This window comes from Pseudomonas sp. IT-P12 (genome assembly GCF_949767465.1).
In the GTDB taxonomy this organism is placed as follows: Bacteria; Pseudomonadota; Gammaproteobacteria; order Pseudomonadales; family Pseudomonadaceae; genus Aquipseudomonas.
Map to the genome: position 1 here is coordinate 64,622 of NZ_CATKPY010000001.1, position 13,357 is coordinate 77,978.

Below are 13,357 nucleotides of genomic sequence, written 5' to 3' on the forward strand. Positions count from 1 at the left end.
TTCTTACCAGTAGTTTTCCACCGCCACCTGTCCGGGACGTCGGCTCAGGCTCAAACTCATGTCGCGCTGTTTCAGCAGCTTGCGCGTGTCATCGATCATCTGCGGGTTACCGCAGAGCATGACCCTGGAATGCTCGGCCGTCATGGCCAGGCCCGCCACCCGCTCCAGTTCGCCATTGTCCAGCAGCGTGGTGATCCGGCCGTTCAAGGCTCCCGGATGCTGCTCGCGGGTCACGGTGGGGATGAACTGCAACTTGTGCGCGTATTCGGCCAGGTAGTCTCGCTGCGCCAGCCCCGCGATCAGTGCCTGATAAGCCAGCTCAGCGGCTTCACGTACGCTGTAGACGAGAATGATCCGTTCGAATCGTTCCCACACCTCGAAATCCTGCAGGATCGACAGAAACGGCGCGACACCGGTGCCTGTGGATAACAGCCAGAGGTCTTGCCCGTCGACGAAACGGTCGAGCGTCAGATAGCCAAAGGCCTGGCGCTCGACCAGCAATGTATCGCCCACGCCCAGGCGGCTGAGTTCACTGGTGAACTCGCCACCCGGCACCACGATGGAGAAGAACTCGAGGAATTCGTCATGAGGCGAGGACACCATGGAATAGGCCCGCCATACCGTACTGCCATCCGCCTTGGTAACCCCCAGCCGGGCGAATTGACCTGCACGGAAACGAAAGCCCGGATCCCGTGTCGTGCGCAACGTGAACAGGTTGGGGGTTAACGGCCGGACGTCGAGCAGGGTCTGCCGGGTGAATTTTTCTGCGCTGGCGGTCATGGGGGGCTCCATTGGACAGGTCGCTCCAGTGTCCCGCAAAGCACGCGGATTAAACACCCACCATTTGTAGTGCCTTTAACCTCCACTAATCCTCATAACTGTTTCACACATGCAACATGCATATAGAGTTATTACTCAGTTAATTATTAACCCTCGGTATTACCTACAGACCAACATATTGTTTAATAGAACCGGATAGCTAGTTTGCCGATGTCGGTAAAGCCAAAAAATCTCAATCGCATGTAAGAACCATCCTACAATCCACCACGTGCAGGATCCTGGATCCAAGGACACTTAATAAAAATGATGTGTGGAGAAACGAGATGGAACGATGGAAGGAGGCTCAACTTACTCACCTGTCGTGCACGACGGATATCGATTCCGCTTATCGCATTGCCCTCGGCTTTGCGAAGAATATCGGATTCAAATTTTTTGCCTTTTCAACCACCTACAAAACCAGAAACAATCAGTTGAATACTATTGGACGCCACAACTTCCCGGCGGGATGGAAAACGGGGCATGCGCACGAGAACTTCTCGATTGATCCAGTAATAGCACATTGCAATCATTCCATGCTGCCGATTGTCTGGAGCGAACAACTGTTCGCCAAGACACCCGCATTGTGGGAGGCGCTCGAAGCGCAAGGGATTCAACATGGCTGGTCGCAAGCGCTGCATGATGAGGAAAGCGGCCTGTGCAGCGTTCTGAGTCTGGCCAGAAGCCATTGCCCGATCAACCCGTTGGAGCTTTATGAAAATCTCGGGTTTTCCGTGTTCATGGGTCGCCATCTGCATCAGTTGGTCATGCAGTCGCTGCCCAAGAAAACGCCCGCCCCACACCTTTCGCCTCGCGAAATCGACGTACTGGAACTGGCGGCAGCGGGCAAGACGGCGGATGAAAGCGCAAGAATTCTCAATCTGAGTTCGCGCACGATCCATTTCCACATTCAAAGCGCGATTGTAAAAATGCGCGTCAACAACAAGATTTCGGCCATCATCGCGGCCATCAAGGCTGGCTACCTCAATAGCCCCGAGATCCCGGGCAAATGAAAACCTGCAAGTAATCCAGAGGAAAAAAAAGTACCATTTGCGACGCCTCCAGAGTGTTGAGCGTGTCACCTTTCACGACGCAGTACACTCGGACGGTTTCGCCCGCTACAACGCCCCTGGGCCGCGGGATACCCGTTGATTACCCAGAGCCCCGCCCCATGCCCTTGCTCGAAACACCCTTCGCCCGACTCGACCTGATCCGCCAGCCAGACCAGCAGAACGAACCCCTGCAGGCGTTTGATGCGGCCGATGAATACCTGCTCAATCACCTGGCCGGGCAGCAACTGCTGCCGGAGACCCGCGTACTGGTGCTCAACGACAGCTTCGGGGCTCTGGCCGCAAGCCTGGTGGGCAAGGTCCAGGTCACCAGCAGCGGCGACTCGTACCTGGCCTTTCTGGGCCTGGAAAAAAATCTCACCCGCAATGGCCATGGGTTTGACGCCGTGCCGAAGGTGCCGGCCAGCGAAACCTTCACCGGTCCGTTTGACCGTGTGCTGATCCGCGTACCCAAAACCCTGGCCTTGCTCGAGGAGCAACTGATCCGCCTGCAAACCCGGCTGGCACCCGGCGCCCAGGTGATCGCCGGCGCCATGATCAAACACCTGCCCCGAGCCGCCGGCGATTTGCTCGAACGTTACATCGGCCCCCTGCAAGCCTCACTGGCGGTGAAAAAGGCTCGCCTGCTGATCGCGACGGCTGAAGGCAAGGCACCGGCGACATCGCCTTACCCGACCCGCTATCGACTGGATACACCGGCCATCGAGCTGCTCAACCATGCCAACGTGTTTTGCCGCGAGGGCCTGGACATCGGCACCCGTGCGTTTCTACCGCACTTGCCGACGAACCTCGGCACGGCGCGCGTGGCCGACCTCGGTTGCGGAAACGGCGTGCTGGCCATCGCCAGCGCCCTGCAGAACCCGCAAGCGCACTACACGCTGGTGGACGAGTCGTTCATGGCGGTGCAATCGGCAGCCGAGAACTGGCGCGCCGCACTGGGTGAACGGGAGGTGCTCGTGCGGGCCGGTGACGGCCTGGCCGAGCAGGCCGCACAATCGCTGGACGTGGTGCTGTGCAACCCGCCGTTTCACCAGCAGCAAGTGGTGGGGGACTTCCTCGCCTGGCGGATGTTCCAGCAGGCACGGGAAGCACTGGTGGTGGGCGGAGCGCTGTACATCGTGGGCAATCGCCACCTGGGTTATCACAGCAAGTTGGCGCGGTTGTTCCGCGGCGTGGAACAAGTGGCGGCCACGCCCAAGTTCGTGATTCTCAAAGCCCGGAAATAATCACCGGGCAAAAAAAACCCTCCGGTGCAGGAGGGTTGTCAATCCGTGCCCTATGGCCACGGGATGGGATGAGGCGAACTCAGTGGGTCGACAAGCCTGCGGCATTCATGAACAGCCGCATCAGGCTCGCGACGATGAACAGCGCCAGCACGCTGCCAGCCCAGATCATCGCCAGCCAGCCCAGCCGCTTCCACAGCGGTTTTTTCTCGGCGGCTTCGATTTCCTGCAAAGTGTGTTTACCCGTCATGGCGTTGCACTCCTCTTCTGCGGGGTCGATGACGCCTTTGATGACGCCATCGCGAGCAAAACGGTTTCCGGCAGTGGCTAGTGATACCCATCCTCATGGGTGACCTTGCCGCGGAACACGTAGTAGCTCCAGAAGGTGTAGCCCAGGATGAACGGGATGATGAACAAGGTACCGACCAGCATGAAACCCTGGCTTTGCGGCGGTGCGGCGGCGTCCCAGATCGAAATGGACGGTGGCACGATGTTCGGCCACAGGCTGATGCCCAGGCCGCTGTAGCCGAGGAAGATCAAGACCAGGGTCAGCAGGAACGGCGTGTAGTGCGCATTGCGTGCCACCGCGCGGATCAGGCCATACATGGTCACCAGCACCAGGATCGGCACCGGCAGGAACCAGAACAGGTTCGGCAGCGTGAACCAGCGCGCCGCGATTTCGGCATGGGCCAGCGGTGTCCAGATACTGACAACGCCAATCACCGCCAGCAACACGAAGGCCAAGGGTCGCGCCAGGTCATGCATCTGCTCTTGCAGCTTGCCTTCGGTTTTCATGATCAGCCAGGTGCAGCCGAGCAGCGCATAGGCCACCACCAGTGCCGCGCCGCAGAACATCGTGAACGGCGTCAGCCAGTCGAGTGAACCACCGGCAAACTGGCGGTTGACCACCGGCAGTCCATCGATGAACGCCCCCAGCGCCACGCCCTGGAAGAAGGTGGCGGCCACTGAGCCACCAATGAACGCCTTGTCCCACAAATGACGTTTGTCGTCCTTGGCCTTGAAGCGGAACTCGAACGCCACGCCGCGAAAGATCAGCCCGATCAGCATGAACATCAGGGGCAGGTACAGTGCCGAGAGCACCACCGAGTACGCCAGCGGGAACGCACCGAACAGCGCCGCGCCCCCCAGCACCAGCCAGGTTTCATTGCCGTCCCAGACAGGCGCGACGGTGTTCATCATCACATCACGGTCGGTCTTGCCCGGGATGAACGGGAAGAGAATCCCGATCCCCAGGTCGAAACCGTCCATGACCACGTACATCATGATGCCGAAGATGATGATCACGGCCCAGATCAGCGGAAGATCAATACCCATGATTCAAATCTCCTTGGTCAGGCGTGGGCTGTGGTCGTCGGCGCCATCATCGTCAGCAGCGGACAGCGGACGTGCCGGCGTACGTTTCTTGCCGGGCCCACCCTCGTTGGTTTCCTTGCCCTCGTCGATCTTCGGCCCTTTGCGCACCAGCCGCATCATGTAGCCCAGGCCGGCACCGAACAGCGCGAAATACACCACCACGAACAGGACCAGGGTGATGCTCATTTGCATCACGCTGTGATTGGAGGACGCGTCCGCCGTGCGCATCAAGCCGTAGACGACCCAAGGCTGACGGCCGATTTCAGTGGTGAACCAGCCGGCGAGAATCGCGACCAGACCCGATGGCCCCATCCACAACGCCAGATACAGAAACGGCCGCGACGTATACAGCTTGTCGCTCTTGCGCAGCCACAGGCTCCACAGGCCGGTGAAAATCATCAGCAGCCCCAGGCCCACCATGATTCGGAACGACCAGAACACGATGGTGGAATTCGGCCGGTCCTCCGGCGGGAACTCCTTGAGCGCCGGCACCTGCTTGTCCAGGGAATGCGTCAGGATCAGGCTGCCCAGGTACGGAATCTCGACAGCGAACTTCGTCCTTTCCTCTTTCATGTCCGGCCAGCCGAACAGGATCAGCGGGGTCGCCTCGTTACCCTTGTTTTCCCAGTGCCCCTCGATGGCGGCAATTTTCGCGGGCTGATGCTCGAGCGTGTTCAACCCGTGGAAGTCGCCGATGACCGCCTGGATCGGCGCCACGATCAACGCCATCCACATCGCCATCGACAGCATCTTGCGGATCGCCGGGTTGTCCTTGCCGCGCAGCAGATGCCAGGCCGCCGAAGAACCGACGAAGAACGCGGTGGCAACGAAGGCCGCCGTGGCCATGTGCATCAGGCGATAGGGGAACGACGGGTTGAAGATCACGGCTAGCCAGTCGGTGGGGATGACCTGGCCGTTGACGATTTCAAAGCCCTGGGGCGTTTGCATCCAGCTGTTGGACGCGAGAATCCAGAACGTCGAGATCAGTGTGCCGATGGCGACCATGACCGTGGCGAAGAAGTGCAGGTTGCGCCCGACCTTGTTCCAGCCGAACAGCATGACCCCCAGGAACCCGGCTTCCAGGAAGAAAGCGGTGAGCACTTCGTAGGTCAGTAACGGCCCGGTGACCGAACCGGCGAAGTCCGAGAAGCGGCTCCAGTTGGTGCCGAACTGGTAGGCCATCACCAGGCCAGACACCACGCCCATGCCGAAGTTGACGGCAAAGATCTTCGACCAGAAATGGTACAGGTCGCGATAGGTGTCGTTGCCGGTTTTCAGCCACAGGCCTTCGAGCACCGCCAGGTAGCTCGCCAGGCCGATGGTGATGGCCGGGAACAGGATGTGGAACGAGATGGTGAACGCGAATTGAATTCGGGCGAGATCAAGCGCCTCCAAACCGAACATAAGTCTTCCTCTGTCAGGTAATACCGGCTGAAGGCTTGCGGCCTACACCCACTGCCCCCACGGATATGGAGTGTGGCGAATTTCGATTCGTTCTTTTTTTACAAACATCACATCGTAGGGAGTCTGGCCATCTGGCCACCGGACCAATTCCGCAAAGGGTCTTGATCTGGATCAAGCTTGGGTAAAAGAGTAGTCCGGTTTTTGACGATGGACGGTGTGGTCTTTTGCCGCGTGACAGGTTGCCTCAGTGGGCGCCGCAAGCATCCGTTGTGCACATTTGCGGTGGAACGTGCCTGCTGGCGAAAACGTCATGCCACTGAACCTGCTCGCGAACGGGCTGGCGCATTCGTCGCAACGCCGCCCGGAACAGGCTCGCTGCCACAGTGGGAATACCTGCAATCCGTTGATCGGTGTCTAGCTAACTAAATTTTCCGATCCTGCAACTTCTGGTTACAGGTTGGTGATAATCTCGCCCTTCCCTTTGCTCAAGATCTGCTCCTGATGCCCAGCCAAGCGCCTTTGCTGTTACGTCATCACCGCCCTTTCATCGCGTTCTGGCTGGCCCGGATTTTCACCGCCAGCGGCTTTCAGATGCTCACCGTAGCCATCGGCTGGAACCTCTACCAATTGACCGGCAACGTGCTGGACCTGGGCCTGGTCGGGTTGGTGGAGTTCGCCCCGCGAGTGCTGTTCATGCTGCACACCGGGCATGTCGCCGACCGTTATGACCGACGCAAGGTCGCGGCCATCTGTCAGTCGCTGCAGGCGTTGATCGCGTTGACCCTGGCGATTGGCGGCGCCACCGGCCACGTCACCCGGGAAATGATCTTCATCCTCGCCTTTCTGCTCGGTGCCGCCCGCTCCTTCGAGATGCCGACGACCCAGGCGCTGCTGCCGAGCATCGTGCCGGCTGCGCTGTTTCCCCGCGCCGTCGCCGCCGCCCAGTCGGCGCAACAGTCGGCCACCATCGTCGCTCCGGCCCTCGGCGGCCTGCTCTATGCCTTCGGCAGCGTCTGGGTGTACGGGCCGACCGTGATTCTGTACGTCATCGCCTGCCTGTTGATGCTCAACCTGCCCGCCCGGCAAACGCCGTTGAACAAGGGCAAGGCGACTCTGGATTCCCTGCTGGCCGGCATCCGCTTCATCCGCAGCCGTCCGGACATTCTCGGGGCGATCTCCCTGGACCTGTTTGCCGTATTGCTCGGCGGGGCGACGGCGCTGCTGCCGGTGTTTGCCAAGGACATCCTGCTGACCGGCCCCTGGGGCCTGGGTTTGCTGCGTTCGGCGCCGGCTGTCGGTGCCTTGTTGATGTCGCTGTGGCTGGCGCGCTTCTCCGTGGATCGCCATGTCGGTCGCGTGATGTTCACCGCCGTCGGCGTGTTCGGTGTGGCGACCATTGCCTTCGGCCTCTCGACTTCGTTCTGGTTCTCCCTGGCCGTGCTGGTGGTGTTGGGCGCCGCGGACATGATCAGCATGGTCATTCGTGCGTCGTTCGTGCAGTTGGAAACACCGGATGAGATGCGCGGTCGCGTCAGCGCCGTGAACGGCCTGTTCATCGGTGCCTCCAACCAACTGGGCGAGTTCGAGTCTGGCGTCACCGCGCACTGGTTCGGCACCGTGCCGGCCGTGGTCATGGGCGGCCTGGGCACGCTGGTGGTGACCGGGGTCTGGATCAAGCTGTTCCCGACCCTGGCCAACCGTGACCGCATGCATGTACCGGCGGAAGAAGCCAAGGTCTAGAGCAGTTTGTCGAGGGTGATGGGGAAATCCCTCACCCGCTTGCCGGTGGCGTGGTAAATGGCATTGGCCACCGCCGCCGCCACCCCGACAATGCCGATTTCGCCCACGCCCTTTGATCCGAGCGCATTGACGATTTCGTCGTGTTCTTCGACGAACAGCACGTCAATGTCGCCGATATCGGCATTTACCGGAATGTGGTACTCGGCCAGGCTGTGGTTCATGTGTCTCCCCAGGCCATGATCGGTTTGCGTCTCTTCATGCAAGGCCATGCCGATCCCCCACACCACCCCGCCGAGAATCTGGCTACGGGCCATTTTCGGGTTGACCACCCGCCCTGCCGCGATGGCGCTGACCACCCGATTGACCTTCACCGTGCCCAACGCTTCATCCACCAGCACTTCCACAAACACGGCCGAGTGCGTCGCGGTGGCGTACGCCTTGCGCTTCGGGTCCGGCTCGGCGTCCACCTGGACGTCAATCAGCTCCTCGCCACTGCGTTTCACCAGTTCGTGCAAGGCGATCCGCGCCTGACCGAACGAGAGGTGGCCTTCGGCAAAATCAGCCTGCTGCGCGGTGACCCCGGCGAAGTCCGCCGACGTCTGTCGCGCCACGGCCAGCAGCTTTTCCTTCAACGCTTCACAAGCCTGCTGCACGGCGGTGCCCACCGACGACACGGTGAAGGACCCGCCCTGCAAAGGCGCCTTGGGCAGTGAAGAATCGCCAAGGACAAAGGTGACATCCTCCAAGGGAACGCCCGACGCCTGCGCAGCGATCTGGGTCATCACGGTATAGGTCCCGGTGCCGATGTCCGTGGTCGCGCTGCTGACCGTCAATTTGCCTTGCGGGTCGAGCGATGCCCGGGCACTGGCTTTTTGCTGCATCGCTTCCCAGACGCCCCCGGCCATGCCCCAGCCCACCAACTGCCGACCCTGACGCATGCTGCGCGGCTCGGGATTACGCTGTTCCCAGCCAAAACGTTGGGCGCCCTGGGCGTAACACGCTCGCAATTGCTTGCTGGAATAGGGTTTGTCTTCGTTCTGGTTGCGCTCGGCATAATTGATCAACCGCAACTGCACCGGGTCGATCGCCAAAGCGCAGGCCAATTCATCCATCGCGCATTCCAGGCCGATCAGCCCAAGCGCCGCACCGGGAGCGCGCATGTCCAGCGGGGTGAACACATCCAGTGGCAGCAGCTTGTAGGTCAACTGCACATTGTCACAGTGGTACAGCATGCCGCTCCACTCCACCACGTGCTCGGTGAAGTCCTCGAAGCGTGATGTCTGGCCGATGGCGGAGTGCGCCACCGCCAACAAACGCCCGTTGGCAGCCGCCCCCAATTGCAGGCGCTGCAGGGTGCGCGGGCGATAACCGAAGGTGAACATCTGCTGGCGTGTCAGGGTCACGCGCACCGAGCGCTTGAGGTACAACGCGGCCATCACCGCCAGGGGTAGCTGGTACTGCGGACGCAGACCGGAGCCGAAGGCACCGCCGACAAACGCCGCGAAAACCCTGACCTGCTGCTCCTCAAGGCCGAAGACCTTCTGCACATAGGCCTGACAGTTCTGCGTGCCCTGGGTCTTGTCGTGAATGTGCAGGCTGCCATCCGCCTGGTACAGCACCGTACTGGCGTGCGGCTCCATCGGGTTGTGGTGTTCGATCGGCGTGCTGTAGTGCAGGTCCAGGCTCAAGGCCGCACCGGCGAACTCGGCCTGAAAATTCCCGCGAGGCTTGGGCAGTTCTGCGGGCGCCGGACGGGCTTCGCCTTGCAGGCTCAACAGATCGGTCTGATGCGGCTCGATGTCATATTCAATCGTGATCAGCGAGCCGGCGTGGCGCGCCAGTTCCAGGTTGTCGGCGACGACCAGCGCCAATGGCTGCCCACTGTAAAGCACCCGGTCGTTGTACAACGGACGGAACGGCGAGCCGTCAGCCGAGTCGGCGTCCTCGTAACTTTTGTCGTAACTGGCGATTTCCGGGCGGTGGGTGTGGTCGATCACGGCCACCACGCCGGGCAACGCCAGCGCTTTCGAGGTGTCGATGTGAACCACCCGACCACGGGCGATGCGACTGGACACGACACTGCCGTGAAGCAAGCCGGGTTCGCCGAATTCCCCGGCGTACCGAGCCTGGCCGGTGACCTTGAGGCGACCGTCGACGCGGTCCAGCGGCTGGCCCATGGGTTGAGTAAAGGTGTTCATCAGGCGTGTCCTCCCTGCGCGGCAGTGTTCAGGGCGCGAATGATGGCCCGACGCGCCAGCGCCACCTTGAAAGCGTTGTGTTCGAGGGGTTCAGCGTTTTGCAGCAAGGCATCCGCAGCAGCGCCGAAGGTTTCGTGGCTCACCGCTTTGCCCACCAGCCAGGCCTCTACCGCTTCATCGCGCCAGGGTTTGTGCGCCACGCCACCGAGGGCCAGGCGCGCCTCGCGAATGACCGGGCCTGTCAAATCCAGCGCCGCCGCCACGGAAACCAGGGCGAAGGCATAGGAAGCGCGATCACGAATCTTCAGGTAATGGCTGTACTCGGCGAAACCCGCTGCCGGCAGTTCCACGGCCGTGACCAACTCATCGTCCGCCAGTTGATTGTCGCGCTCGGGCGTATCACCGGGCAGTCGATGGAAGTCCGCGAATTCAATAGTCCGTGCACCGCTGCGGCCCTGGACATGGACCACCGCGTTCAAGGCGGCGAGCGCGACACACATGTCCGAAGGGTGGGTGGCTACACACTGGCGGCTGGCGCCGAGGATCGCGTGAATCCGGTTGAGCCCTGTGCGCGCCGGACAGCCACTGCCCGGCTCGCGTTTGTTGCACGGCACGGCGGCGTCATAGAAGTAGTAACAACGGGTACGCTGTAACAGATTACCGCCCGTGCTGGCCATGTTTCGCAGTTGCGGCGATGCGCCAGCGAGGATGGCCTGGGACAACAACGGGTAACGTTGCTCGATCAACGGATGCCAGGCCAGGTCGGCATTGCTGACCAGGGCCCCGATCATCACCCCACCCCTGGCTGTTTCGCTCACGTCGTTCAGGGCAAGCCCGGTGATGTCGATCAGATGCTCCGGCCGTGTGAGATTTTCCTTCATCAGGTCCAGCAGGTTCGTCCCCCCGGCGATGAAGCGCGAGGCCGGACCGGCAAGCTGCACCGCCTCCTGTACCGAAAGGGGTTTGCTGTAATGGAAAGGGTTCATTGTTCGCCTCCCTGTCCGACACGCTGGCGGCACGCCGGCAGCGCTTCTTCGATGGCATCACGGATATTGCTATAAGCGCCGCAACGACACAGGTTGCCGCTCATCAGCTCTGCAATGTCGGCACTGGATTGCGCCCGCCCTTCATTGGCAAGCCCGACCGCCGAGCAGATCTGCCCCGGCGTGCAATAGCCGCATTGAAAGGCATCGTGGCTGATGAAGGCCTGCTGCATCGGATGCAGTTCGTCACCGTTCGCCAGGCCCTCGATCGTGGTCAGTTCGGCCCCCTGGCACATCACCGCGAGGGTCAGGCAGGCATTCACGCGCTTGCCGTCACGCAACACCGTGCAGGCGCCGCATTGGCCGTGATCACAACCTTTTTTGCTGCCGATCAGGCCCAGTTGCTCCCGCAGCAAATCCAGCAACGTGGTCCAGGGCAGGACTTCAACCCGGATTGGCTGGCCATTAAGTATCAGGGACAACGGAAGACGGGCAAACGACGGCGGCGTCTCGTCGGGGAAGGTCGCGCTCATAAACACCTCACGGTTGGTCGTACGTTCGCGGCGTTTTGGCAAACCGCCGTCATAAGGGGTACGACTTCAGGGGTGTGGGGGTGTTCAAAGGGATTGATCGAAAGGGGATCAGGGGTGAACCGCGACAAGCACAAAATTGCCGACCAGATGCAATACATAGTTAGCGCACTCGGTGTAATGTATCACCTTACACTCGTGGCATGATCAAATCCTTTCAGCACAAAGGCCTTCGCGGCTTCTACGAGACGGGCTCGACACGTGGAATCCGTGCCGACCATGCGAAGCGCCTTTCCCGGATATTGCAGTTCATGGACCGCGCTGTGGTTCCTGGAGACCTCGACCTGCCGGGATGGCGATTGCATCCACTTAAAGGTGAGTTGAACGAATACTGGTCAATGAGCGTTTCGGGAAACTGGCGGATCATTTTCCGTTTTACGGGTCCGGACATCGAACTGGTCGATTATCTGGACTATCACTGACAGGAGGCAGGCCATGTCCTTGCACAACCCGCCGCACCCGGGCGAAACGCTTCTACAGGATGTACTGCCCGAACTGGGTATCAGCGTGACAGAACTGGCACGTCACTTGGGGTTCGCACGCCCGCACCTCTCCCGGGTGCTGCACGGACATGCGCCGATCAGTCCAGACTTGGCGGTGCGTCTGGAGAGAGCAGGGATTGGCAAAGCCCGGATGTGGCTAGGGGTTCAAACCGATTACGACCTCTGGCACGCGGAGCGGCGGGAGCAGCCAGTGATTACCCCCCTTGCGGCCCCCGCCTGAAAAGATCTAGACCACCAACTCCCCCGCCACCGCCACCCGCACGGCCTTGCCGCACAGGTGCTCCACCAGCGTCAGGGCAAACGTCAGTGCGCATCCCGAGCCTTGGGCGGTCACGCAGTTGCCATCGACCACCACCGGTTGATCGACGAAGTTGCAGCCTGACAGTTGATGACTGGCCGAAGGCAGGCAGGTCATCCGGCGCTGACGCAGGACTCCGCTGGCTTGCAGCGCCAGAGCCGGGGCTTCGGCGATGCCGGCGAACAGTCGACCGGCCGCCGCCTGGTCTTTGAGCAATTGCTGCAGGGGCTGATGCGCAGCCAGGTGCTGCGCGCCGACGGCACCGCCGGGCAAGGCGATCAGGTCGAATGTCTGGGCCAGCACATCCACCAGCATCCCGTCGGCCGTGACGCGTGTGCCACGGGCGCAAGTGAGCATGCGGCGACCCTCGATACTGGCCACCACCACTTCCACCTTGGCGCGGCGCAGTACATCGATCAGGGTCACGGCTTGCAGGTCATCGATGCCCTCGGCGAGGGGAATCAGGGCTCTTAAGGTCATGGGTGCAATCCACAGGATGATCCTTGAAGCGTAGTCAGCTTTCCTGACGCTTGTCAGAACCCGCCATTACCGGATGTAAAGCTGCGTCGACAGCGTGTTGCGCGGTGCGTTGATCGACGTGTTGCTGAAGGTGAACGTGCCTTCCTGTTTGCCGGCCAGATCGAACACATACAGGTAACCCACGGTTTTTTTGCCTGGGCTGCACTCGGTCAGGTTGCCATTGTCGTAGGCACAGACCGGGGTCCGCGTGCCATTCACGTCGAAGCCGTCCAGCCCGGCCTGCGCGGCGCGGCCATAGCCGATTTCCAGCACATACACCTTGATGTTCGGTCCGCTGTGATCGCAGTGGGTCCTCTGCTGCCCCTCGTCAATGCTTTCGAAACCACACGCCGGCGATTCGACCTTGAGCACCTTGACCTGGCTCAACGGTGCCGCCGATGCCGCCATGGCGCCTTGTGCCCCAAGCGTCAGGATCACCCCTGTCGCGAATGCGCTGATCAGATACTGTTTCATGCCGCTCCCCATCCCCCAAAACCAGCGCGCAGTATGGCGCACTTGGCTTTAACGCAAAACATCGACGACGATCACCGCCATAAGCAGCCATGGCGCCACGCTGCTGGTATGATGCGCGGCTTTTTCCGACCCACAGAAAATTCCAGGCGCCTGCAGCGGTCTGTG

At 61.1% G+C, this 13,357-nt stretch carries 14 protein-coding genes; 5 read left to right on the forward strand and 9 right to left on the reverse strand.

The window, feature by feature from the left end; genetic code table 11:
* Positions 1 to 3: 3 nt before the first annotated feature.
* Positions 4 to 780, reverse strand: a complete 777-nt coding sequence (locus ACM6IM_RS00310) for a ferredoxin--NADP reductase (protein WP_414863859.1) — start codon at positions 778 to 780, stop codon at positions 4 to 6.
* A gap of 323 nt (positions 781 to 1,103) precedes the next feature.
* Between ACM6IM_RS00310 and ACM6IM_RS00315 the strand changes: the two genes are divergently transcribed.
* Together ACM6IM_RS00315 and ACM6IM_RS00320 are read left to right on the forward strand one after the other, a co-directional pair.
* Positions 1,104 to 1,829 (forward strand): helix-turn-helix transcriptional regulator, encoded by a 726-nt coding sequence (locus ACM6IM_RS00315; protein ID WP_414863860.1) that lies wholly within the window; start codon positions 1,104 to 1,106, stop codon positions 1,827 to 1,829.
* A 158-nt stretch (positions 1,830 to 1,987) separates the two neighbouring features.
* On the forward strand, positions 1,988 to 3,112 hold the full coding sequence (locus ACM6IM_RS00320) for a methyltransferase (RefSeq protein ID WP_201194926.1): 1,125 nt from the start codon (positions 1,988 to 1,990) through the stop codon (positions 3,110 to 3,112).
* A gap of 79 nt (positions 3,113 to 3,191) precedes the next feature.
* On the opposite strand, the gene ACM6IM_RS00325 is transcribed toward ACM6IM_RS00320, so the two are convergent.
* The 3 genes from ACM6IM_RS00325 to ACM6IM_RS00335 all read right to left on the reverse strand — a co-directional run bounded on the left by ACM6IM_RS00325 (position 3,192) and on the right by ACM6IM_RS00335 (position 5,887).
* Positions 3,192 to 3,359, reverse strand: a complete 168-nt coding sequence (locus tag ACM6IM_RS00325; protein WP_201194928.1) for a DUF2474 domain-containing protein — start codon at positions 3,357 to 3,359, stop codon at positions 3,192 to 3,194.
* A 77-nt stretch (positions 3,360 to 3,436) separates the two neighbouring features.
* Entirely contained in the window at positions 3,437 to 4,444 is a 1,008-nt protein-coding gene (gene cydB / locus ACM6IM_RS00330; RefSeq protein ID WP_192309079.1) for a cytochrome d ubiquinol oxidase subunit II, read from the reverse strand.
* A gap of 3 nt (positions 4,445 to 4,447) precedes the next feature.
* Positions 4,448 to 5,887, reverse strand: a complete 1,440-nt coding sequence (locus tag ACM6IM_RS00335) for a cytochrome ubiquinol oxidase subunit I (RefSeq protein ID WP_192309081.1) — start codon at positions 5,885 to 5,887, stop codon at positions 4,448 to 4,450.
* 501 nt (positions 5,888 to 6,388) lie between these two features.
* Between ACM6IM_RS00335 and ACM6IM_RS00340 the strand changes: the two genes are divergently transcribed.
* The gene (locus ACM6IM_RS00340) at positions 6,389 to 7,627 is read left to right on the forward strand and encodes an MFS transporter (RefSeq protein ID WP_192309083.1); all 1,239 of its coding nucleotides are present in this window, start codon (positions 6,389 to 6,391) and stop codon (positions 7,625 to 7,627) included.
* Here the strand turns inward: ACM6IM_RS00340 and ACM6IM_RS00345 are convergent.
* The 3 genes from ACM6IM_RS00345 to ACM6IM_RS00355 are packed head-to-tail and all read right to left on the reverse strand — an operon-like array spanning position 7,624 to position 11,341.
* Entirely contained in the window at positions 7,624 to 9,825 is a 2,202-nt protein-coding gene (locus ACM6IM_RS00345) for a xanthine dehydrogenase family protein molybdopterin-binding subunit (protein WP_414863861.1), read from the reverse strand. The genes ACM6IM_RS00340 and ACM6IM_RS00345 overlap by 4 nt on opposite strands.
* Positions 9,825 to 10,811 carry an FAD binding domain-containing protein gene (locus ACM6IM_RS00350; protein WP_201194934.1) on the reverse strand — a complete coding sequence of 329 codons (987 nt, stop codon included), beginning with the start codon at positions 10,809 to 10,811 and terminating at the stop codon, positions 9,825 to 9,827. Before ACM6IM_RS00350 ends, ACM6IM_RS00345 begins: the two co-directional genes overlap by 1 nt.
* Positions 10,808 to 11,341 carry a (2Fe-2S)-binding protein gene (locus tag ACM6IM_RS00355; RefSeq protein WP_414863862.1) on the reverse strand — a complete coding sequence of 178 codons (534 nt, stop codon included), beginning with the start codon at positions 11,339 to 11,341 and terminating at the stop codon, positions 10,808 to 10,810. The genes ACM6IM_RS00350 and ACM6IM_RS00355 overlap by 4 nt, the downstream gene beginning before the upstream one ends.
* A gap of 200 nt (positions 11,342 to 11,541) precedes the next feature.
* Here ACM6IM_RS00355 and ACM6IM_RS00360 point away from each other — a divergent pair, with 200 nt between their 5' ends.
* Both ACM6IM_RS00360 and ACM6IM_RS00365 read left to right on the forward strand, forming a co-directional pair.
* Entirely contained in the window at positions 11,542 to 11,820 is a 279-nt protein-coding gene (locus ACM6IM_RS00360; protein WP_192309091.1) for a type II toxin-antitoxin system RelE/ParE family toxin, read from the forward strand.
* A 13-nt stretch (positions 11,821 to 11,833) separates the two neighbouring features.
* Entirely contained in the window at positions 11,834 to 12,121 is a 288-nt protein-coding gene (locus tag ACM6IM_RS00365) for a HigA family addiction module antitoxin (protein WP_201194936.1), read from the forward strand.
* Positions 12,122 to 12,127: 6 nt separating this feature from the next.
* On the opposite strand, the gene ACM6IM_RS00370 is transcribed toward ACM6IM_RS00365, so the two are convergent.
* Both ACM6IM_RS00370 and ACM6IM_RS00375 read right to left on the reverse strand, forming a co-directional pair.
* The gene (locus ACM6IM_RS00370) at positions 12,128 to 12,679 is read right to left on the reverse strand and encodes a DJ-1 family glyoxalase III (protein ID WP_414863863.1); all 552 of its coding nucleotides are present in this window, start codon (positions 12,677 to 12,679) and stop codon (positions 12,128 to 12,130) included.
* 66 nt (positions 12,680 to 12,745) lie between these two features.
* Positions 12,746 to 13,192, reverse strand: a complete 447-nt coding sequence (locus tag ACM6IM_RS00375) for a DUF4879 domain-containing protein (RefSeq protein ID WP_414863864.1) — start codon at positions 13,190 to 13,192, stop codon at positions 12,746 to 12,748.
* Between the last annotated feature and the right edge of the window lie 165 nt (positions 13,193 to 13,357).

Bases quoted from the DNA above. Each gene is read 5' to 3' on its own strand.
- ACM6IM_RS00310 (WP_414863859.1), bottom strand. From the start codon at position 780: ATGACCGCCAGCGCAGAAAAATTCACCCGGCAGACCCTGCTCGACGTC.
- ACM6IM_RS00315 (WP_414863860.1), top strand. From the start codon at position 1,104: ATGGAACGATGGAAGGAGGCTCAACTTACTCACCTGTCGTGCACGACG.
- ACM6IM_RS00320 (WP_201194926.1), top strand. From the start codon at position 1,988: ATGCCCTTGCTCGAAACACCCTTCGCCCGACTCGACCTGATCCGCCAG.
- ACM6IM_RS00325 (WP_201194928.1), bottom strand. From the start codon at position 3,359: ATGACGGGTAAACACACTTTGCAGGAAATCGAAGCCGCCGAGAAAAAA.
- cydB (WP_192309079.1), bottom strand. From the start codon at position 4,444: ATGGGTATTGATCTTCCGCTGATCTGGGCCGTGATCATCATCTTCGGC.
- ACM6IM_RS00335 (WP_192309081.1), bottom strand. From the start codon at position 5,887: ATGTTCGGTTTGGAGGCGCTTGATCTCGCCCGAATTCAATTCGCGTTC.
- ACM6IM_RS00340 (WP_192309083.1), top strand. From the start codon at position 6,389: ATGCCCAGCCAAGCGCCTTTGCTGTTACGTCATCACCGCCCTTTCATC.
- ACM6IM_RS00345 (WP_414863861.1), bottom strand. From the start codon at position 9,825: ATGAACACCTTTACTCAACCCATGGGCCAGCCGCTGGACCGCGTCGAC.
- ACM6IM_RS00350 (WP_201194934.1), bottom strand. From the start codon at position 10,811: ATGAACCCTTTCCATTACAGCAAACCCCTTTCGGTACAGGAGGCGGTG.
- ACM6IM_RS00355 (WP_414863862.1), bottom strand. From the start codon at position 11,341: ATGAGCGCGACCTTCCCCGACGAGACGCCGCCGTCGTTTGCCCGTCTT.
- ACM6IM_RS00360 (WP_192309091.1), top strand. From the start codon at position 11,542: ATGATCAAATCCTTTCAGCACAAAGGCCTTCGCGGCTTCTACGAGACG.
- ACM6IM_RS00365 (WP_201194936.1), top strand. From the start codon at position 11,834: ATGTCCTTGCACAACCCGCCGCACCCGGGCGAAACGCTTCTACAGGAT.
- ACM6IM_RS00370 (WP_414863863.1), bottom strand. From the start codon at position 12,679: ATGACCTTAAGAGCCCTGATTCCCCTCGCCGAGGGCATCGATGACCTG.
- ACM6IM_RS00375 (WP_414863864.1), bottom strand. From the start codon at position 13,192: ATGAAACAGTATCTGATCAGCGCATTCGCGACAGGGGTGATCCTGACG.